At 65.7% G+C, this 20,222-nt stretch carries 16 protein-coding genes; 6 read left to right on the top strand and 10 right to left on the bottom strand.

Going from position 1 to position 20,222, the window contains the following annotated elements; translation table 11 throughout:
• The first annotated feature begins 121 nt into the window (after positions 1-121).
• Both C4K40_RS29680 and C4K40_RS29685 read left to right on the top strand, forming a co-directional pair.
• A complete protein-coding gene (locus C4K40_RS29680) occupies positions 122-1,318 on the top strand; it encodes a class I SAM-dependent rRNA methyltransferase (protein ID WP_022641654.1) in 1,197 nt (398 codons plus the stop codon).
• A 51-nt stretch (positions 1,319-1,369) separates the two neighbouring features.
• Complete coding sequence (locus tag C4K40_RS29685) at positions 1,370-2,626, top strand: multidrug effflux MFS transporter (RefSeq protein ID WP_256224134.1); 1,257 nt, start codon at positions 1,370-1,372, stop codon at positions 2,624-2,626.
• Here the strand turns inward: C4K40_RS29685 and C4K40_RS29690 are convergent.
• Entirely contained in the window at positions 2,595-3,173 is a 579-nt protein-coding gene (locus C4K40_RS29690) for a hypothetical protein (protein ID WP_053133909.1), read from the bottom strand. The genes C4K40_RS29685 and C4K40_RS29690 overlap by 32 nt on opposite strands.
• Before the next feature lie 299 nt (positions 3,174-3,472).
• Between C4K40_RS29690 and ilvD the strand changes: the two genes are divergently transcribed.
• Positions 3,473-5,314, top strand: coding sequence for a dihydroxy-acid dehydratase (gene ilvD, locus C4K40_RS29695; protein WP_022641657.1), 1,842 nt, complete (start codon positions 3,473-3,475; stop codon positions 5,312-5,314).
• 67 nt (positions 5,315-5,381) lie between these two features.
• Here ilvD and C4K40_RS29700 read toward each other — a convergent pair whose 3' ends face one another.
• From C4K40_RS29700 to C4K40_RS29715, 4 genes are all read right to left on the bottom strand, one after another.
• Positions 5,382-6,605, bottom strand: coding sequence for an SGNH/GDSL hydrolase family protein (locus C4K40_RS29700; protein ID WP_053133906.1), 1,224 nt, complete (start codon positions 6,603-6,605; stop codon positions 5,382-5,384).
• Position 6,606: 1 nt separating this feature from the next.
• Positions 6,607-7,740: an SGNH family hydrolase gene (locus C4K40_RS29705; RefSeq protein ID WP_053133903.1), complete on the bottom strand. Its 1,134-nt coding sequence runs from the start codon at positions 7,738-7,740 to the stop codon at positions 6,607-6,609.
• Positions 7,727-9,127, bottom strand: a complete 1,401-nt coding sequence (locus tag C4K40_RS29710; protein ID WP_256224122.1) for an MBOAT family protein — start codon at positions 9,125-9,127, stop codon at positions 7,727-7,729. Before C4K40_RS29710 ends, C4K40_RS29705 begins: the two co-directional genes overlap by 14 nt.
• A 210-nt stretch (positions 9,128-9,337) precedes the next feature.
• On the bottom strand, positions 9,338-10,393 hold the full coding sequence (locus C4K40_RS29715; protein ID WP_053133896.1) for a hypothetical protein: 1,056 nt from the start codon (positions 10,391-10,393) through the stop codon (positions 9,338-9,340).
• A gap of 240 nt (positions 10,394-10,633) precedes the next feature.
• On the opposite strand from C4K40_RS29715, the gene C4K40_RS29720 reads away from it, so the two are divergent.
• Positions 10,634-12,025, top strand: a complete 1,392-nt coding sequence (locus C4K40_RS29720) for an L-cystine transporter (RefSeq protein ID WP_022641662.1) — start codon at positions 10,634-10,636, stop codon at positions 12,023-12,025.
• 156 nt (positions 12,026-12,181) lie between these two features.
• On the opposite strand, the gene C4K40_RS29725 is transcribed toward C4K40_RS29720, so the two are convergent.
• Positions 12,182-12,694 (bottom strand): dihydrofolate reductase, encoded by a 513-nt coding sequence (locus C4K40_RS29725; protein ID WP_053134098.1) that lies wholly within the window; start codon positions 12,692-12,694, stop codon positions 12,182-12,184.
• A gap of 120 nt (positions 12,695-12,814) precedes the next feature.
• On the opposite strand from C4K40_RS29725, the gene C4K40_RS29730 reads away from it, so the two are divergent.
• Complete coding sequence (locus C4K40_RS29730; protein WP_053133893.1) at positions 12,815-14,194, top strand: DUF2868 domain-containing protein; 1,380 nt, start codon at positions 12,815-12,817, stop codon at positions 14,192-14,194.
• Positions 14,187-15,563: a GTPase/DUF3482 domain-containing protein gene (locus C4K40_RS29735; protein ID WP_053133889.1), complete on the top strand. Its 1,377-nt coding sequence runs from the start codon at positions 14,187-14,189 to the stop codon at positions 15,561-15,563. The genes C4K40_RS29730 and C4K40_RS29735 overlap by 8 nt, the downstream gene beginning before the upstream one ends.
• Positions 15,564-15,673: 110 nt before the next feature.
• Here C4K40_RS29735 and C4K40_RS29740 read toward each other — a convergent pair whose 3' ends face one another.
• The 4 genes from C4K40_RS29740 to C4K40_RS29755 form a co-directional block, all read right to left on the bottom strand.
• Entirely contained in the window at positions 15,674-16,231 is a 558-nt protein-coding gene (locus C4K40_RS29740) for a phosphonate degradation HD-domain oxygenase (RefSeq protein WP_053133886.1), read from the bottom strand.
• The gene (locus tag C4K40_RS29745; RefSeq protein ID WP_053133883.1) at positions 16,231-17,364 is read right to left on the bottom strand and encodes a TIGR03364 family FAD-dependent oxidoreductase; all 1,134 of its coding nucleotides are present in this window, start codon (positions 17,362-17,364) and stop codon (positions 16,231-16,233) included. The genes C4K40_RS29740 and C4K40_RS29745 overlap by 1 nt, the downstream gene beginning before the upstream one ends.
• Before the next feature lie 61 nt (positions 17,365-17,425).
• A complete protein-coding gene (locus tag C4K40_RS29750; RefSeq protein WP_022641667.1) occupies positions 17,426-18,451 on the bottom strand; it encodes a putative 2-aminoethylphosphonate ABC transporter substrate-binding protein in 1,026 nt (341 codons plus the stop codon).
• Between the two features lie 45 nt (positions 18,452-18,496).
• Positions 18,497-20,221, bottom strand: coding sequence for a putative 2-aminoethylphosphonate ABC transporter permease subunit (locus C4K40_RS29755; protein WP_053133880.1), 1,725 nt, complete (start codon positions 20,219-20,221; stop codon positions 18,497-18,499).
• Between the last annotated feature and the right edge of the window lies 1 nt (position 20,222).

Consider the following 20,222-nt stretch of genomic DNA (forward strand, 5'->3'; position numbering starts at 1 on the left):
TCTCGGCAATGTTGGGCAAACCGACAGGAACTTTACCTTGCGCATTTAGCCGCAGGTCCAATGGCCATCACCGAACGCCTACGAAGGGGTATAATCGCGCCCTTTTTTCCGGAGCGACGTCATGTCCCTGCCAAGCCTGCGCCTCAAAGCCAACGCCGACCGCCGCCTGCGCGCCGGCCACCTGTGGGTCTACAGCAACGAGATCGATGTAGCCGCCACACCCCTGCACGGCTTCAAGGCAGGCGACCAGGCGCTGCTGGAAGCTGCCGGCGGCAAGCCCCTGGGCATCGTCGCCATGAGCCCCAACAACCTGATCTGCGCTCGCCTGCTGTCGCGCGATGCCAAGCTGGCCCTGGACAAGTCGCTGCTGGTGCACCGCCTGAACGTGGCCCTATCCCTGCGCGAGCGGCTGTTCGACAAGCCCTTCTACCGCCTGGTGTACGGCGACTCCGACCTGCTGCCAGGCCTGGTGGTGGATCGTTTCGGCGACATCCTGGTGGTGCAGCTGGCCTCGGCCACCATGGAACGCCACAAGGACGACGTGATCGCCGCCCTGGTCCAGGTGCTCAAGCCCAGCGGCATCCTGTTCAAGAACGACTCCGCCGCCCGTGACGCCGAAGGCCTGGAGCGCTACGTCGACACGGTGTTCGGCGTGGTGCCGGAGTGGGTCGCCCTGGAAGAGAACGGCGTGAAGTTCGAAGCCCCGGTGATGGAAGGCCAGAAGACCGGCTGGTTCTACGACCACCGCATGAACCGCGCGCGCCTGGCGCCCTACGTCAAGGGCAAGCGCGTGCTGGACCTGTTCAGCTATATCGGTGGTTGGGGCGTGCAGGCCGGTGCGTTCGGCGCCAGCGAAGTGTTCTGCGTCGACGCTTCGGGCTTCGCCCTCGATGGCGTGGAGCGCAACGCCGCGCTGAACGGCATCGCCGACAAACTCACCTGCATCGAAGGCGATGTATTCGAGGCCCTCAAGGAACTCAAGGCCGCCGAAGAGCGCTTCGACGTGATCGTTGCCGACCCGCCCGCCTTCATCAAGCGCAAGAAGGACCTGAAGAACGGCGAAGGCGCCTACCGCCGCCTCAACGAGCAGGCCATGCGCCTGCTGACCAAGGACGGCATCCTGGTCAGCGCCTCGTGCTCGATGCACCTGCCCGAGGACGACCTGCAGAACATCCTGCTGACCAGCGCCCGCCACCTGGATCGCAACATCCAACTGCTCGAGCGCGGCGGCCAGGGCCCGGATCACCCGGTGCACCCGGCCATCCCGGAAACCCGCTACATCAAGAGCATTACCTGCCGCCTGCTGCCCAACAGCTGAGGCCGGCCGGCTGGCCATTGCCGTCGACGACGGGAATGGCCAGCGCCATCCATTGACTTTGCCGGGCCACGACTCGATCCTCGGGACCACCTCAAGGACCGAGCCCCCCGCATCATGGACCAAGCATCCAACGCCACGCAGAAGACCTCGGCCATCATCCTGTTGATGACCATGACCCTGCTGGGAGTCTTTCCGCTGGATGTCATCCTGCCCTCCTTCCCTGCCCTGGCCGAACGCTTCCAGACGTCGAGCGCCGACATCGCGCTGTCCGTCAGCCTGTTCGCCATCGGCCTGTCCTTTTCCCTGATGCTGGTTGGCCCGCTATCGGACTCCCTGGGCCGCAAGAAGCTGTTGCTGGGGGGCATGAGCGTGGCCCTGGTCGGCGCGGTCGGCTGCGTCGTCGCCAGCCAATACTCGTGGTTCCTGTTCTTCCGCGTGGTCCAGGCCATGGGTTGCGGTTGCTTCGTTCTATCCCAGGCCCTGGTCCAGGACCTGTTCGAAGGCAAGGAACAGGAACGCCTGCGCATCGCCATGGTCACCGCCAGCGGGATCTTCATTTCCCTGTCCCCGCTGTTCGGCACCTGGCTGCAGGAACGACTCGGCTGGCAGGGCAGCTTCGAGGTGTTCGCGGCCATCGGCCTGCTAGTGATCCTCATGGCCTGGCTGCTGCTGGAAAATACCCCGGGCACGGCCAAGGGCCGCCAGCGCAATATCTTCGCCGCCTACCGGCTGGTCTGCGCGGAGCCGCGCTTCGTGGGCTACTGGCTGATCTCGGCGCTGGCCTTTGCCTGCCATTTCTCGTTCATCGTCACCTCGCCGATCATCTTCATGGAGCAGTTGCAGCTCTCGCCCTACCAGTATTCCCTAGTGCTCCTGCTATACGGCGCGGCCTATATCCTGGGCGGGTTCGCCGCCGGAGCGATGAACCGGCACCTGCGGGCCAGCACCCAGATCATCGCCGGCTTGTTGCTGATCGCCCTGTCCGGGCTGCTGATGCTGTTTCTCCAGCGCTTCGAACCGAGCGCCAGCGGCGTACTGCTACCGATGATCGTCTGCACCGCAGGCACGACTATCACTCGGCCGGTCGCCACGTCCCGGGCCATGGGCCTGTTTCCGCAGAACGCAGGGACCTCGGCCTCGGCCGGCAACATGATCATCTTCACCTGTGGCGGCCTGATAAGCGGCTTCATCAACCTGGCCAGCGATAACCTGGCCATGGCCCTGGGCCTGTGCTTCCTGGTGCTCGGCACCAGCGCCCTGGGCCTGAACAGCCTGGTCAACCGGCACAATCAACGGGCTTGCGCCTGAGCCCCCTGGCGCGCCATGACTGGCCGAGAAACAGTGCAACCGAGAACGCCAGGGGCGGGCCGGCAAAGAAGGCCAGCGCCAGCACCTCGCTCTTGAAGGGGTCCAGGTGCCGATAGGCAAGCCAGAGCTTGAACAGCTTCTGCGCCAGCCAGGGCCACGGCAACGCCAGCAGCAGCCACAGGCCGTTTTCCAGCAGGCGTCGCCCCAACCGGGGGCCATCCTGGGCCAAGGTGGCGCCCACTAACGCGATCACCAACAGCGCAGCAGCGATGCCACCCACCACCAGCAGGGTCCCGGGCAGCACCTGGCATGCCAGCGCCAGCGTTGCCGAGAACAGCCCAACGAGCAGCACGGCGACCCAACTGCGCAACCGCCGCCACTGCTCGCCCTGCAATTGCAAGGTGGTGCCGCCCGCCAGCACGGCAGCAGCCAGCACTGCCATGGCACCGGAGTTCCAGCCGCTATGGAGCAGCAACCACATCAGCACGATGCCCTGCACCGCGCCAACCACCAGGTACAACCTCAAGGAGCGAAAAGAAGCGAGCATTCCAGTTCCATTGGCATTTGATCCAAAGGCCGCGAGTCTAAAGCAAGGGCCGGGCTGCGGTCGCGTGCAGAACGATCGAAACCCAGAGCGGCCACGGCATTCCTTCCTGGCGCCAGCGGTGTAGAATCGGGCGTATTCATCGCCAGTCATCCCCGGCGGGTTTATGAGCTCAGGCTGAGTCTCGCGGCGATCCCGCGAGGTCATCGGCAGCTTCGGACACACGGCCATTTCTGAGTGTTCCCGAGGTCAGTAGAAGCTCACTCCCCATTTGTCACCTGATTAGCCGCCTGGAGTGCTTCATGCCTGATTACCGTTCGAAAACGTCCACCCACGGCCGCAACATGGCCGGTGCCCGCGCCCTGTGGCGCGCCACGGGGATGAAAGATGCCGACTTCAAGAAGCCGATCATCGCCGTTGCCAACTCCTTCACCCAGTTCGTCCCGGGCCATGTGCACCTGAAGGACCTGGGCCAGCTGGTCGCCCGCGAAATCGAACGCGCCGGCGGCGTGGCCAAGGAATTCAACACCATCGCCGTGGACGACGGCATCGCCATGGGCCACGACGGCATGCTGTATTCGCTGCCCAGCCGCGAGATCATCGCCGACTCCGTGGAATACATGGTCAACGCCCACTGCGCCGACGCCATCGTCTGCATCTCCAACTGCGACAAGATCACCCCCGGCATGCTGATGGCCGCCCTGCGCCTGAACATCCCGGTGATCTTCGTCTCCGGCGGGCCGATGGAAGCCGGCAAGACCAAGCTCGCCTCCCACGGCCTGGACCTGGTGGACGCCATGGTCATCGCCGCCGACTCCAGCGCTTCTGACGAGAAGGTCGCGGAGTACGAGCGCAGCGCCTGCCCGACCTGCGGTTCGTGCTCCGGCATGTTCACCGCCAACTCCATGAACTGCCTGACCGAAGCCCTGGGCCTCGCCCTGCCGGGCAACGGTTCGACCCTGGCCACCCACGCCGACCGCGAACAGCTGTTCCTGCAGGCCGGCCGCACCATCGTCGAGCTGTGCCAGCGCTACTACGGCGAGAACGACGAGTCCGTGCTGCCGCGCAGCATCGCCAACTTCAAGGCGTTCGAGAACGCGATGATGCTGGACATCGCCATGGGCGGCTCGACCAACACCATCCTGCACCTGCTGGCCGCCGCCCAGGAGGGCGAAGTCGAGTTCGACCTGCGCGACATCGATCGCCTGTCGCGCAAGGTGCCGCAGCTGTGCAAGGTGGCGCCGAACATCCAGAAGTACCACATGGAAGACGTGCACCGCGCCGGCGGCATCTTCAGCATCCTCGGTTCGCTGGCCCGTGGCGGCCTGCTGCACACCGACCTGCCGACCGTGCACAGCGCCAGCATGGAGGAAGCCATCGCCAAGTGGGACATCACCCAGACCGATGACGAGGCCGTGCACACCTTCTTCAAGGCCGGCCCGGCCGGGATCCCGACCCAGACCGCCTTCAGCCAGTCGACCCGCTGGGAAACCCTGGACGACGACCGCGAGAACGGTTGCATCCGCAGCGTCGAGCACGCCTATTCCCAAGAAGGCGGCCTGGCCGTGCTGTACGGCAACATCGCCCTGGACGGCTGCGTGGTGAAGACCGCCGGTGTCGACGAGTCGATCCACGTGTTCGAAGGCAACGCCAAGATCTTCGAAAGCCAGGACAGCGCGGTACGCGGCATCCTCGCCGACGAGGTGAAGGAAGGCGACATCGTGATCATCCGCTACGAAGGCCCCAAGGGCGGCCCGGGCATGCAGGAAATGCTGTACCCGACCTCGTACCTGAAGTCCAAGGGCCTGGGCAAGGCCTGCGCCCTGCTCACCGACGGCCGCTTCTCCGGCGGCACCTCGGGCCTGTCCATCGGACATGCTTCACCGGAAGCCGCCGCCGGCGGTGCCATCGGCCTGGTCAAGGATGGCGACAAGGTGCTGATCGACATCCCCAACCGCTCGATCAACCTGCTGGTCAGCGACGAGGAACTGGCGGCCCGCCGAATCGAGCAGGACAAGAAGGGCTGGAAGCCGGCGGAGGTGCGTCCACGCAAGGTGACCACCGCCCTGAAGGCCTATGCCCTGCTGGCCACCAGCGCCGACAAGGGCGCGGTCCGCAACAAGGCCCTGCTCGACAGCCTGTGATCGCCACCGGCAAATGAAAATGCCCCGCCATGTGCGGGGCATTTTTTTGCCTTGCGCCAGTGCAGGCTCAGGGCATGCGTTCGCCCAACTGCCCACGCAGGAAGCGGTACAAGCCGTCGGCACTCTTGCGATAGCCATCGGCGGTCAGGTGGATCAGGTCGTTGCGCGCCAGGTCGCTGGCCTGCCACTGGCTGATGGAGCAATCGCCGCCCATGAACGCCTGCCAGTCCCAGAACAGCGTGCGGCTGGTCTTGGCCACGTCCTTCTGGATCTGGATGATCTGGCGCAGCGGCTGCGGCTGCGAGGCAGCGCAACTGCCGGCATTGCGCCGCTTGATCGAATCCGGCGGCCCCACCAGCAGGATCACCGTCTTGGGCAGGTTCTTGCGCAGCAGCACGACCTTCTCCTGCAACTGGCTGCGATACAACTGCAGATCGATATCGTCGTCGAAAGCCTCGTTGGTGCCGTAGGCCAGCACCACCATGTCCGGACGCAAGGCCTTGAGGGCCTCCAGCCAGCCGGGCTGCCACTTGTCCAGCACATCCAGGCGCGCGCCGTTGATGCCCAGGGCGGAATAGATCACCCCGGCGCTCTTCTGCCCGAGGATGTTCCAACCGCCCAGGGCCAGGCCCTGGCTGTTGGCCACGCTCAAGTCCAAAGGCAGGGTCAGGTTGTTGAACGGCGGGCTCAGGCGCCATTGCCCGCCAGTGGCGGCCAGCATGCGGCTGCCCTTGTTGAGGTTGTCCCGCGCGGTCAGGGTGCTGTTGCTGGACGCCTGGTACAAGGCCGAGATGCGGTATTGCTGGTTGCTCGGCTGGCGCTCGGCGATGTGCACCCGGGCTCCCGGGGTCTGCGGCAGCGACAGGTAGCCACCCAGGGGAAACTGCGTGCTCTGCTGGTTGCGCGCCGACACCAGCGACCACTGGCGCTTGGCCGAACTGAGGATCACTCGCTCGTAGCGCGTGCCGGGCACCGGGGTCGCCGCCACGAAGCCGATGCCACCATCACCGTACTGCGCCTGCAGCAGGCGGCGCAGTTCGCCGCTGAACAGGTCGGCCGCGGTATGCGAGTCGCCCAGTTGCACGATGTTGATCGGCGTACGGTTGGAAGTACTGAACTTGCGTGCCAGCAGCGCCAGGTTCGGATCGCTGCCGGGGGTGACCAACTTCTTCTGGCCCGCACCAGGCCTGGCCAGTGCCGAGGCAGGAGTGGCCTGGACCTCGGTGGTCGGGCTGCAACTGCTCAGCAAGGTGATGCCCAGCAACAGCGCAATACCTTGCAAACGCCCCATCTCAATGCTCCGTCAATTGTTGGCTGGGGAAGTTGATCATCGAGATCACGCGCTCGGCGATGAGCTTCTGCCCAGTAGTGGTGAAGTGGATACCGTCATCGACCCGGGTCTTGATCTTCTGCCCGTCGCCATTGATGCGGTAGTAGGAAAACTCGTCGTGGCGGTAGCCGAGAATCTCGTTGGCCGACACGAAGTGCTGGTGATACTGCTCGATCTGGCCCTTGTACAGCTCGCTCAGGTAGGCCATGGCCGTAGACAGCTTGGCCTTCTCCATGTTCGGCGGCCCGACCCAGATCACTTGCACATTGTGCGCCTGGGCGGTGTCGAGGATCGAATCGACACGCCGGCGATAGGCCTCCTCCCAGTCCGGGGTCTTGAAGCGCAGGAACGGCTTGCCCTTGACCTCGGGCATGTCCCAAGGGTCGTTGGGGCCGAGGAAGATCACCATCAGGCGGATGTTGGGGTTGCTGGCCAGGGTGCTTTCGACGGTCTTGGGCCAGTTGAAGAAGCTCGGGTAGGCAAGGCCGGTACTCTGCTTGCTCAGGTTCAGGCTCTTGACGTTGTAGCGCTTGCGCAAGGTGTTGGCCATGTGTGGCGCCACGCCCTGCATCAACGAGTCACCGACGAAAAACACCTCGTCGCCAGTGCCCAGGCTGACCATCAGCGGCGCGATGCTTCCCTGCGCGACCTTGGGCGGCTGACTGGCCACAGGCGCCACGGCCACCGCTGGCGGCGCAGCGACCGGCGCCTGATGCGCGACCGGATGGGCGTTGGCTGCCGGAGCCTGGTGCGCCGCTGCCGGCTGCTTGGCCTGCGGCGCTGGTGCGGCAGGTTCCGGCTCAGGCGCCGCCTGGACCTCGGCCACCAGGTTCAGCTCGGCCTGGCCAACGAAGCTGTCGACGAAGGCCACCCGGGCGTTTTCCAGGGCCTGGTTGAGCTGCGCGCCGAAACGCCACTGCGGGTTCTGCGCCAGGCCGGGGATCTCGCAGCTCTCGTGGTACTTCTGCTGGCAATACAGGCGGATCGACTGCTGGTTGAACCACACCAGCAACAGGCTGGTCACCAGCAACGCATAGAACACCTTGGCCGCGCTGCCCAGGCTGATCGACAAGGGTGAAGGCTTAGAAACTGGCATAGATGAACCCCGGCACGCCCGATGGAGAGGCAAAGATGACCACGCAGATGAACAGGCCCAGCGGCACTGGATACAGCAGCCACGGCAAGCCGGTGGCAGCCTCGAACAAGCGGCGCAGCAACGCCACGATCCGTGGGTAGAACGCCACGAACAACAGGCAGCCCAGCAGCGACAGGGCACTGCCGGCCAACCCGGCCAGGGACAGCCCGCCCAGGCCGCCGAGCATGTCCAGGGCATCGGACAGGGTCGCGCAGCGGAAGAAGATCCAGGCCAGCGCCACGTAGTGGAAGGTCAGCAAACGCGCCACCAGGTCGGAGCCGATCCAGCGCGGTCCGCGGGCCAGCAGCGGGCTGCACAGCTTGTACAGCGCCAGGCCGACGCCGTGCAGCGCGCCCCAGATGATGAAGTTGGCACTGGCGCCGTGCCACAGGCCGGAGATCAGCATCGCCAGCAGCATGTTCAGGTTGCCGCGCCAGACCGGCCCCCGGTTGCCTCCCAGGGGGATGTACACGTAGTCGCGGATGAAGGTCGACAGGCTGATGTGCCAACGGCCCCAGAACTCCTTGAGGTTGCGCGCCGCATAGGGGTAGTTGAAGTTCTCCGGCAGGCGGAAACCCAGCAGCAGGGCAATGCCGGTCACCAGGTCGGTGTAGCCGCTGAAGTTGAAATAGATCAGGAACGAATAACCGTAGACCGCCCGCAAGATCTGCTCGGCGGAATAGGCCACCGGGCTGTCGAAGACCGGGTCGACCCACTCGTTGGCCAGCCACGAGCTGAGGAAGAACAGCTTGACCACCGCCACCGCGATCAGCCCCAGCGCCCGTTGCGGCTCCAGCACCTGGCGCAGTTGCGGCGGGTTGATCTGCCCGAGCATCGGCACCGCCCGGTTCACCGGTCCGGCGATCAGGCTGGGGAAGAACGCCAGGTACAGCGCCAGGTCGAACGGCGAGCCGGCCGTCAGCTCGCGCCGGTGGATCGACACCAGGTAGCTGACCGAATGGAACGCATAGAACGACAGCCCCACCGGCAGCAGCACTTCCAGCAGCGGCAGCGACACTTCCACGCCGAACTGGGCAAAGGCGTTCTGTACGCTGCTGGTGAAGAAGTCCTGGTACTTGAACAGGTAGAACGCCCCCAGCACCAGCAACAGCATCAGCCCGTTGACCCAGCCACGTCCGGGATACCGCTGGCTGAGCAGGCCCAGCAAGTACACCAGGGTGGTATAGCCCAGCAGGATATAGAGGAAGTTCAGGCTGAAGCTGGCCAGGATGGCGTAGCTGGCGGCCAGTAGCAGGACGTTCTGCAAGCGCAGGCTGAAGCCCAGGCCCCAATACAGGACGAAGAACAGGATGAAGCAGAAGCCGAATTCGATCGAGAGATAGCTCACAACGTAGTCCATTACGTGCAGACGGGGCATGGCCCGGCACAGGGAGAGCAGGCGGGAGGAGTGGAAACGGGCGCGATTATGGCAGAGGGGCTTTGACTGTCACAAGTTGAAACATTCCCCCGGCCAAGGCCTGCGGGGCCCTGGCAGGCGTCCTTGCCCCCAGTGGCACAAACACCCCGGGCGGGGCCGTGCCACTGGGCGCAGGCTGGCTTACTGGATGTCTTCGGGCTTGACGATCACCCAGTTCTTGTCGGCGGTCACCGCCAGCCCTTCCTTGGCCTGGGCCGCGGCGTGCTTGGCGATCATGCCGTTGAGCTGGTTCATGTACTTGTCCTTGCGGTTGATCCACAGGTGGATGCCGCCCTTGGCCACGTCCACATCGTGGAACAGCATGTAGCCATCGCTGGTGGGAGTGTCGCCACCCACCAGCACCGGCTTCTTCCACTCATCGATATAGGTCAGGATCGCCGCGTGCTTGCCAGCCATCCAGGTGGCCGGAGTCCACAGGTAGGGCGTCAGCTCCAGGCCAAGGTTGGCCTGCTGGTCATACTTGCCTTCGGCGATCTGCTTGCGGGCGGTGGTCAGGGCCCCGGTCTTGCGGTCCTTGAGCAGGGTGGTGACGCCAATGACGTTCTGCGGCTTGACGTTGTAGCCGTACTTGGGGTCCGCGGCGACCATGCGCACCAGCTCCTCGGAGGCGGCGGTCATCACGTAGACCTCGATGCCGTTCTCCATCAGCTTGTTGTACAGCTCGGCCTGGCCGGTGAAGACCTTGGGCGGGTTGACCTCGATGGTCTTCACCGCATCGCCGTCGTAGTAGGTGCTCGATACCGGCTTGCCGGAAGCCATCAGCTCGTCCACATGGCCCTTGAGCTCCTTGAGGGTGAAGCCCGCGAACACCTGGGCGACCCAGGGGTAGCAGACCATGTCGTCGATCTCGCAGAGCCGGTAGTAGTAGCTGAACAGGCTCTCCTTGTGCTCGGCGGTGTCCTTGAACGGGATCAGCTTCAGCGATGGGTCGAGCTTGTCGCGGGTAATCAGGCCCTTGTTCTCCAGGTAAGGCAGCAGGGCTTCTTCCAGGTCGTAGCGGTAGCTGGTGTTGTCCATGTCGAACACCGCGTAGTTACCCTTGTTGGCGTTGGCCGCGATCATCGCCTCCAGCTGCTTGGCCTGTTCTTGCGGCCAGTGCTTCAACTCGGTGGCGAAAACCTGGCTGGCGAGGCCCAGGCAAAGGGCGGCGGCGAGCAGTTTGGGTGCGAATTTCATCGGCGATTTCTCCCTGGGTGAAAGTCATCGACGCTAACAAATCCTTGTGACAGTTCTCGTCTGTACGCGACTTTTCGCGTCCCATCAGCGCCAACCACATGCGCTATAGCGCCACCGGCTTATTCCAAAAACGACGGTCGCCATGCGATATCGTTATTAATTCAATAGATTTCAAGCTGTTAGGCTTACCGGTTCGCAATCGCCCCGAGCCGCGATTGGCACACGTTTACCGGAGCCCCAATGAATCTGCCGCTGATCCTCAACCTGCTGGTGTTCCTGGCCCTGCTGCTGGGCCTGGCACAAACCCGCCACACCACCTGGAGCCTGGCCAAGAAGGTCCTGCTGGCACTGGTGCTGGGCGTGGTGTTCGGTATCGCCCTGCACAGCATCTACGGTGCCGGCAACCCGGTCCTCAAGGCCTCCATCGGCTGGTTCGACCTGGTGGGCAACGGTTATGTGCAACTGCTGCAAATGATCGTGATCCCGCTGGTGTTCGCCTCGATCCTCAGCGCCGTGGCCCGCCTGCACAACGCCTCGTCCCTGGGCAAGATCAGCTTCCTGACCATCGGCACCTTGCTGTTCACCACGGCCATCGCGGCCCTGATCGGCATCGGCCTGACCAATCTGTTCGGCCTGAGTGCCGAAGGGCTGGTGGCCGGTACCCAGGAACTGGCTCGCCTGCAAGTGATCCAGAGCGACTACGCCGGCAAGGTCGCCGACCTCAACGTGCCGCAGTTGCTGCTGTCGTTCATCCCGCAGAACCCCTTCGCCGACCTGGCCCGAGCCAAGCCGACCTCGATCATCAGCGTGGTGATCTTCGCCGCGTTCCTGGGCGTTGCAGCATTGCAACTGTTCAAGGACGACGCCGATAAAGGCCAGAAGGTGCTCAATGCCATCGACACCCTGCAAGCCTGGGTGATGCGCCTGGTGCGCCTGGTGATGAAGCTCACGCCCTACGGCGTGCTGGCCTTGATGACCAAGGTAGTGGCGGGCTCCAACCTGCAGGACATCATCAAGCTGGGCAGCTTCGTGGTGGTGTCCTATATCGGCCTGGGCCTGATGTTCGTGGTCCACGGCCTGCTGGTCGCCCTGGCCGGGATCAACCCGCTGCGCTTCTTCCGCAAGGTCTGGCCAGTGCTGACCTTCGCCTTCACCAGCCGCTCCAGCGCCGCGAGCATTCCCCTGAGCATCGAGGCGCAGACCCGGCGCCTGGGCATCCCGCAGTCCATCGCCAGCTTCGCCGCCTCGTTCGGCGCCACCATCGGCCAGAACGGCTGCGCCGGCCTGTACCCGGCCATGCTGGCGGTGATGGTCGCCCCGACCGTAGGCATCAACCCGCTGGACCCGCTGTGGATCGCCACCCTGGTGGCCATCGTGACCTTGAGTTCGGCCGGTGTCGCCGGCGTCGGCGGCGGCGCTACCTTCGCCGCGCTGATCGTGCTGCCGGCCATGGGCCTGCCGGTGTCCCTGGTGGCCCTGCTGATCTCGGTGGAGCCACTGATCGACATGGGACGCACCGCGCTGAACGTCAGCGGTTCGATGACCGCCGGCGCCATCACCAGCCAGGCGATGGGACAGACCGACAAGGCCCTGCTGGACGCCGACGAGCACGAAGACCTGGCCCACGCCTGAGCCAGGGTTCAGGGTAGCCGCTGCCGCAGGCTGCGCATGGCCCGCATGGCCCGCATGGGCCGCAGGGCCGCAGGGCCGCAGGGCCGCAGGGCATCGGAATCGCCGAAGGTCCTGCGGACCTTTACGCAGCCTCGCAGGCTCGGCAGCGGCTACACCTCAGGCTCTTTCCCAGACTTCGAAGCTGTAGGCCGGCTTGTCGCCTTGCGCCGGGTTGGGCTGGTCGGACACCAGCTTCCAGCGCTGTTCATCGAACTCTGGGAACCACGCATCCCCTTCCGGGCTCAAGGCCACCCGCGTCAAGTACAGCCGATCCGCCTGTTCCAGGCCCTGGGTATAGAGCTGCGCGCCACCAATCAGCATCAGCTCGCTCGCACCCTGCTCCAGGGCCCATTGCTCGGCGCGCACCACTGCGGCTTCCAGCGACGGGTACACCTCGGCACCTTCGAGCGCCAGATCGGTCTGACGACTGACCACGATGTTCAACCGCCCGGGCAACGGCCGGCCAAGAGAGTCCCAGGTCTTGCGCCCCATGATGATCGGCTTGCCCAGGGTCGTGGCCTTGAAGTACTTGAAATCCCCCGGCAGGTGCCAGGGCATGCTGTTGTCGATGCCGATCACGCGGTTTTCAGCGAGTGCCGCGATCAGGCTCAGAGGGAGTGATTTTTTCATGCCGGCGAGCATACCAGAGGCCCGGGGATCTGTTCCCGCCCCACGGCGAATCCCCGCTATCCAACCCGACCAACGCTGCAGCAGTTATGCTCAGCGCACTCTTGAGCGATGGAATGACGCGTGACTGCAATGACTCCCCTGCAACGACTGTGGCTGACCGAAACCGTGCGCCTGCGCGAGGAACACGCCGGCCCCCTGGATGACCAGGAAGCCAACCGCGTGGCCCGGCAACACGGTGGCGACCTGGCCAGCCGGATCCAGGCCCGGGCCCTGTGGCTGGCCCGGCGCGACGGCTTGGACAGCGCGCTGCTGCACTGGTGGCAAGGGGCACGCCTGGCCTTCCTGGTCCTGGCGGTGCTGGCGGTCCTCAGTGGTGCCGGCCTGGCTTTCAGCGCCCTGGGCGACACCCACGAGCCGGTGAATGTGTTCTGGGCCCTGGGCAGCCTGCTGGGGATCAACCTGCTCCTGCTGTTGGGCTGGCTAGCCGGGTTGCTGCTGTTCGGCGGCCACGATTCCGGGCTGGGCCGCCTGTGGCTGTGGCTCAGTGAAAAGTGCTCGCGCGATGCCAAGGCCGCCCAGTTGCCGCCGGCGCTGCTGCTCCTGCTGCAACGCCACAAGCTCAACCGCTGGGCCCTGGGCACCCTGGTCCACGGCCTGTGGCTGCTGGCCCTGCTCAGCGCCATGAGCATGCTGCTGGCGCAACTGATCACCCATCGCTACGACTTCGTCTGGGAGAGCACCCTGCTGGGGGCCGACGCCTTCGTCTCGATCACCAACTTCCTGAGTGCCGGCCCGCGGGCCCTGGGCTTCGGCGTGCCGACCGTGGAAATGATCCAGGCCAGTACCCGGGACGTCTACAACACCGAGCTGGTGCGCCAATCCTGGGCGGTGTGGCTGGTGGCATCGCTGGTGATCTACGGCGTGCTGCCGCGCTTGGTGCTGATGCTGCTTTGCCGCTGGCGCTGGGTCCACGGCCGGGCCCGCCTGCAACTGGACCTCAAGCTGCCCGGCTACGCCCAGCTGCGCGAGCGCCTGATGCCCAGCAGCGAGCGCCTGGGGGTCAACGACCTGGCGCCAGAACACCTGCATCAGATCGCAGGCGGCAGCAGCAGCCTGGACAGCAGCGGCGCCTTGCTGGTGGCCATCGAGCTGGACGACCAACGCACCTGGCCGCCGCAGTTGCCCGAAGCGGTCCAGGACGCCGGGATCCTCGACAACCGCGAATCGCGCCACCGCCTGCTGGAGCAGATGAGCCGCTTCCCCCCGGCCCGCCTGCTGATCGCCTGCGACCCTCGGCGCTCGCCCGACCGCGGTAGCCTGGGGTTGATCGCCGAACTGGCCCGCAATGCCGGCGCCACCCGCATCTGGTTGCTGCAGGCCCCCGCCGGCCAGGCCCTGGACGCCGAGCGCCTGGGCGACTGGCATGCTGCCCTGGAGCGACTGCAACTGCCGTTCGCCGACTGCGCGCCCTTCAACTGGCTGGAGACCGGCCATGACTGATACCCGCACCCGGCCGCTGACGCTGGCGGTGGTCGGCCACACCAACGTCGGCAAGACCTCGCTGCTGCGCACCCTGACCCGGGATGTGGAGTTTGGCGAGGTATCCCATCGCCCCAGCACCACCCGCCACGTGGAAGGCGCGCGGCTGTCGGTGGATGGCCAGCCGCTGCTGGAACTCTATGACACCCCGGGCCTGGAAGACGCCATCGCCCTGCTGGACTACCTGGAACGCCTGGAGCGTCCCGGCGAGCGCCTGGATGGCCCGGCGCGCCTGGCTCGCTTTCTCGATGGCAGCGAGGCGCGCCAGCGCTTCGAGCAGGAAGCCAAGGTCCTGCGCCAGCTGCTGGCCTCGGACGCCGGGCTGTACGTGATCGATGCCCGGGAACCGGTCCTGGCCAAGTACCGCGACGAACTGGAAGTGCTGGCCGGCTGCGGCAAACCGCTGTTGCCGGTGCTGAACTTCGTCAGCAGCGCCACCCAGCGCGAGGGCGACTGGCGCGAAGCCCTGGCCCGCCTGGGGCTGCACGCCTTGGTGCGGTTCGACAGCGTGGCCCCGCCGGAGGACGGCGAACGGCGCCTGTACGAAAGCCTCGGGCTGTTGCTCGAACAGGCCCGCCCGGCGCTGCAGCGCTTGACCGACGACCAGCAGGCCCAGCGCCTGGCACGCCGCCACAGCGCGGCCCGACTGATCGCCGAGTTGCTGGTGGATTGCGCGGCTTGCCGGCGCGGCGTGGCCAGCGACGCCGAGCAGGAGCGCCAGGCCGTCGCCAGCCTGCGCCAGGACGTACGCCAGCGTGAGCAACGCTGCGTCGAGGCCTTGCTCAAGCTGTACGCCTTCCGGCCCCAGGACGCCTGCGCCAGCGACCTGCCATTGCTGGACGGGCGTTGGGGCGATGATCTGTTCAACCCTGAAACCCTCAAGCAGCTCGGAGTCCGGGTCGGGAGTGGGATCGCCGCTGGCGCGGCGGCCGGGGCCGGGGTGGACCTGCTGGTGGGTGGCCTGACCCTGGGCGCGGCGGCCATCGCCGGGGCCATCGCCGGTGGCGCCCTGCAGACCGCCCGCAGCTATGGCAACCGCCTGTTGGGCAAGCTCAAGGGCCAGCGCGAGCTGACCCTGGACGACAGCGTGCTGCGCCTGCTGGCCCTGCGTCAGAAGCAGCTGGTGCAGGCCCTGGACCTGCGCGGGCACGCAGCGCTGGAGAGCATCCAGCTGGCCACCCCCGAGGATAAAAGCTGGCGCGAGGGCAAGCTGCCGCAAGCCCTGGGCAAGGCCCGGGCCCACCCGCAGTGGTCATCCCTCAACCCCGGCAAACGCCAGGAGCAGGCCGAACGCCAGGAGCAGATCGAAATCCTGGCCCAGGACCTGTAATCCTCCGTGTAACCGCTGCCGCAGTCTGCGCATGAGCCGCAGGGCCCCGGTAGCCGCAAGATCGCTGCAGGCCTGGCGGCCTTGTCGCAGCCTCGCACGCTCGGCAGCGGCTACAAGGGCTGGAGCAGGGCTACGGCCTTGTCCTTGAGGATCTGCAGGTCCATCACCGGCACCCACTCCTGCTTGGCCTGCTCGTCCCACTGGCGCAGGCGCAAGCTCAGCGCACACAGCGGGTCCTGCTCGAATGCCGCGGCTTCCTCGGCCGTCATCACCCCGCCCTGGTACTCCAGGGTGCGGCGACTGGCCTCGCTCAGGCGCTGGAAATACCCCGGCTCCTTGAAGGTCAGGTAGCGCTTGGCCTGCACGTGGTACTCCACCAGCTTCGCCATACGCTCGCCGAAACCGGCCCGGCGCAGGTAGTCGGCCCCCAACCGCTCATGGCTGACCACGCCAAAACCACCCATGTTCTCGGCATCCTGCTGGCAGATATGCCCGATATCGTGGAAGAACGCCGCCAGCACCACTTCATCGTCATGCCCTTCGGCCAGAGCCAGCTGCGCGGCCTGGGACATATGCTCGATCTGCGAGATCGGCTCGCCGATGTAGTCATGGTCGCCAAAACGCTCGTACAGGCCGAAAACCTCGGCGATCGCCCGCTCGCGGTCCATCAGGCTTCCTCCAGCAACTGGGCGATGTTGCGCTCGGCCAGCGCCGGGCCGACGCTCATGCCGACGCCGGTGTGCATCAACGCCGCATGCACCCCGGGCATCGCTTGCAGGAATGAAAACGGCCCCGGCCCACGGGCGCCATAGACACCCTGCCAACGCTCCACCACCTGGACCTTGCAGCCCAGGGTCTGCTCGGCCAGCTCCAGCAGCCAGCTGTCCACCTGCTCGCTGTTGAAAGGCGACGGATCGCTGCCGTAATCGTGGGAATCGCCGATGATCAGCTCGCCATAAGGCGTCGGGCTGATCAGCAGGTGGATACCGTGCTCATGCAGATGCGCAGCCTCGCGCAGGATCTGCGCCTGTACCGCCTTCGCCTCGGGCAGGTCGGCGAAGGCGCCGTAGTGCACGCAACTCAGGCCGGTGAGCAGGGCATGCTGCAGGTTCAGGTTGAGCTGGGGCCGGGCGCGCAACATTTGCAGACGGCAGATCTGCGGCTGCAGGGCGGCGATCTGCTCGGCCAGCAGGGTCTGGTAGTCGTGTCCCGAGCACAGCAGGATGCGCGGTGCCTGGAAGGTCCCGGCGGTGCTGCGCAGCAGGCCTGGCTCGATATCGCGCACCAGGGTCGAAAAGTGGAACTGCACGCCCAGGTCCCGGCGCAGGTAGTCGATCAGCATCGGCAGCGCTTCGCGCGAATACAGCTGCTGGTCGTCCAGGCCATGCAGGGCCGCGCGGTGATGACGGAACTGGCCGCCGTACAGGTCGTTGAGCGCCGCCCCCTGCAACAGTTCGACCCGATAGCCATGCTCCCGCGCACGCCCGGCGCAGAAGGCCTCCAGCAGTTGCTCCTCGGCCTCCGTGCGGGCGAACAGGTAAGAACCATTGCGCTTGAGCTGCAGCCCGGCCAGTTGCTGCCAGTCGGCCCAGATCTCCCGGCTGGCCCTGGCCAGCTCGAGCATGGTGCCCGGCGGCTGGCCGGTCACCAGGGCCTGGCCGAAGTTGCGCACCGACGCCCCTTGGGGGGTCGCGCTGCGCTCGAATACTCGCACCCGCAAACCGCGCTTGGCCGCCGCATAGGCGTGGGACAGGCCCAGGATGCCGGCGCCGACGATCAGCAGATCGCTGTGGTTGGTCATGTTCATGTCTCGTTGGTTATGGCGAGGGAGCAGGCTCCCCCGCCATGGCAAGTACCTGGCGTTATTGCGCGGCGACCTTCTCCGACTTGCCGTCGTAGCGCTTGCGCCACTCGGCGAGGATCTCGTCGCGGTTCTTCGAAGCCCAGGCGAAGTCGTTCTTGATCAGGCGTTGCTCGTAGTCCGCTGGCAGCTCGGTCTGTGGCTTGGCGATCCCCGGCTGGGCCAGCACGGCAAAGTTTTCCTTGTACAGTTCCATGGCTGCCGGGCTGGCGGAGAAGTCGGCGAGCTTCTTGGCCGCGTCCTCATGGGCGGTGCCCTTGATCACCGCAGTTGCCTCGATTTCCCAGCCCAGACCTTCCTTGGGCAACACGATGTCCAGCGGCGCGCCCTTGCGCTTGAGCTGCACGGCCGGGTATTCGAAGGAAATGCCGATGGGGAACTCGCCGGCGGCGGCCAGCTTGCACGGCTTGGAGCCGGAATGGACGTACTGACCGATGTTCTGGTGCAAGTCGTCCATGTACTTCCAGCCCTGCTTCTCGCCGAAGGTCTGCAGCCAGGCGCTGACATCGAGGAAACCGGTGCCCGAGGAGGCCGGGTTAGGCATGACGATCTTGCCCTTGTACTCGGGCTTGGTCAGGTCTTGCCAGCTCACCGGCTTGCTCAGCCCCTGCTTCTGGGCTTCCACGGTGTTGAAGCAGATGGTGGCGGCCCACACGTCCATGCCGACCCAGGCCGGCGGGTTGGCGGCGTCGCGGTAGTTGCCGCCGATCTTGCCCAGGTCCTTGGGCGCATAGTTCTGCAGCATGCCTTGCTGGTCGAGGATCGCCAGGCTGGAAGCCGCCAGGCCCCAGACCGCATCGGCCTGCGGGCGATCCTTCTCGGCCAGCAGCTTGGCGGTGATGATCCCGGTGGAATCACGTACCCACTTGATCTCGATATCCGGGTTGGCCTGCTCGAAGGCCTGCTTGTAGGACTTCAGTTGCTCGGCTTCGAGGGCGGTGTAGACCGTCAGCTCGGTCTTCGCAGCAAAGGCGTTCAGGCTGACAGCGCAGAGGACAGAAGCGGCAAGAGCCAGAGGCTTGAACATGGTGCGGTTCCTTGGTGAGTACGGATCGTGGGTGGTTGGGTGAATTCAGTGGCCGGGCGCGGTCTGGCGCCAGGCCTGGGAGCGACGCAGCAGGCCGCGCGAAGCAGCGGCCAGGAGCAGCGACACGCCGATCGAGGTGAACAGGATCAGGGTCGACATCGCCGCGGCGCCGCCGACGTTGCCGGCGTCGTCCATGTTCAGCACGGCCACGGCGGCCAGGATGGTGTCGGGGCTGTAGAGGAAGATCGCCGCCGAAACCGTGGTCATGGCCGAAACGAACAGATAGCGCACGATGTCCAGCAGCGCCGGCAGGCAGATCGGCACCGTGACCCGCAGGTAATGGCGGTACAGCGGCGCCTTGAGCGACAGCGCCGCCGCCTCGAACTCCGCATCCAGCTGGCGCAGGGCGGTGGTGGCGGTCATCTGCGCGGTGGTCAGGTAGTGGGCGATGGTGCACACCACCAGCAGCGCCATGCTGCCGTAGAACACATGCAGCGGGTTGCCGTTGAGATTGAAGAAGAAGACGTAGCCCAGGCCCAGCACCAGCCCGGGCACTGCCATGGGCACGAAGCTGAGCATGCGCAGGGCCAGGTTCAAGCTGCGCTGGCCGCTGGTCTTCTCCATCAGGTAGGCGCCGGTGAAGATCACCACGCTGCCGATCAGTGCCGTGCACAGGGCCATGGTCAGGCTGTTGCGATAGGCCAGCCAGCCGCCGCCGGCGGTTTCGTCGAACTGGTAGTGGTTCAGCGACAGCGACAGGTTATAGGGCCAGAACTTCACCAGCGATGAGTACACCGCCATGCCGAACACCAGCAGCAGCGCCGCGCAGATCAGCAGCACGATGGCCAGGTAGCAGCCATCACGCAGCCGCGAGGGCGCCGGCTTGAACACCTGGGCCCGGCCGCTCATGGAGTCGCCATGGCGCCGGCGCAACCAGGCATCGACGCCGAAACTCAACAGGGCCGGTACCAGCAGCACCATGCCGATCAGGGCACCACGGCCGAACTGTTGCTGCCCCACCACGGCCTTGTAGGCCTCCAGGGCCAGCACCTGGTAGTCGCCGCCCACTACTACCGGCACCCCGAAATCGGTGATGGTCAGGGTGAACACCAGGCAGAACGCGGCGAATACCGCTTGCCGGGTGGCCGGCCAGGTGATGCTGCGAAACGCCTTGGCCGGGCTCGCGCCCATGCTCGAGGCGGCATCGAACAGCCGCGCATCGGCCAGGGACAGCGCCGACAGCAGGATCATCAGGGCATGGGGAAAGGTGTAGATCACCTCGCCCAGGACGATGCCCCAGAAGCCGTAGATGTTGTCGGCGAACAACCCGCGCAGCAGGCCCTGGTTGCCGAACAGGTAGACCAGGGCGATGCCCGGCAGCATCGACGGCGCCATCAAGGGCAGCAGCGACAGGCCGCGCCAGATGCCCTTGCCGGGGATCAAGGTACGTTGCAGGGCGTAGGCGAACAGGTAGGCCAGAGGCACGACGATGGCGGCCACGCTCAGGGAGACTTTCAGGCTGTTGCCCAGCAGCCAGTGGAAGTTGGCGCTGGTGACCAGTTCGCGGGCGGCCAGCCAGCCACCGCCCTGCCCGGCCTCGGCACTGAAACCGCGCCAGAAGATCGCCAGCAGCGGCAGCAGCACCGCTACCCCCAGCAACACCAGCAGCAAAACCTTGCCGCCGATGACGAACACTCGATCGCCGATCTCGGCACGGGAAACCTGGCGCGCCCGTTTGGCGGGTAGCGGCAGGGACATTTCGACGGCCATC

It is taken from the genome of Pseudomonas sp. CMR5c (assembly GCF_003850545.1).
Classification (GTDB): Bacteria; Pseudomonadota; Gammaproteobacteria; order Pseudomonadales; family Pseudomonadaceae; genus Aquipseudomonas; species Aquipseudomonas piscis.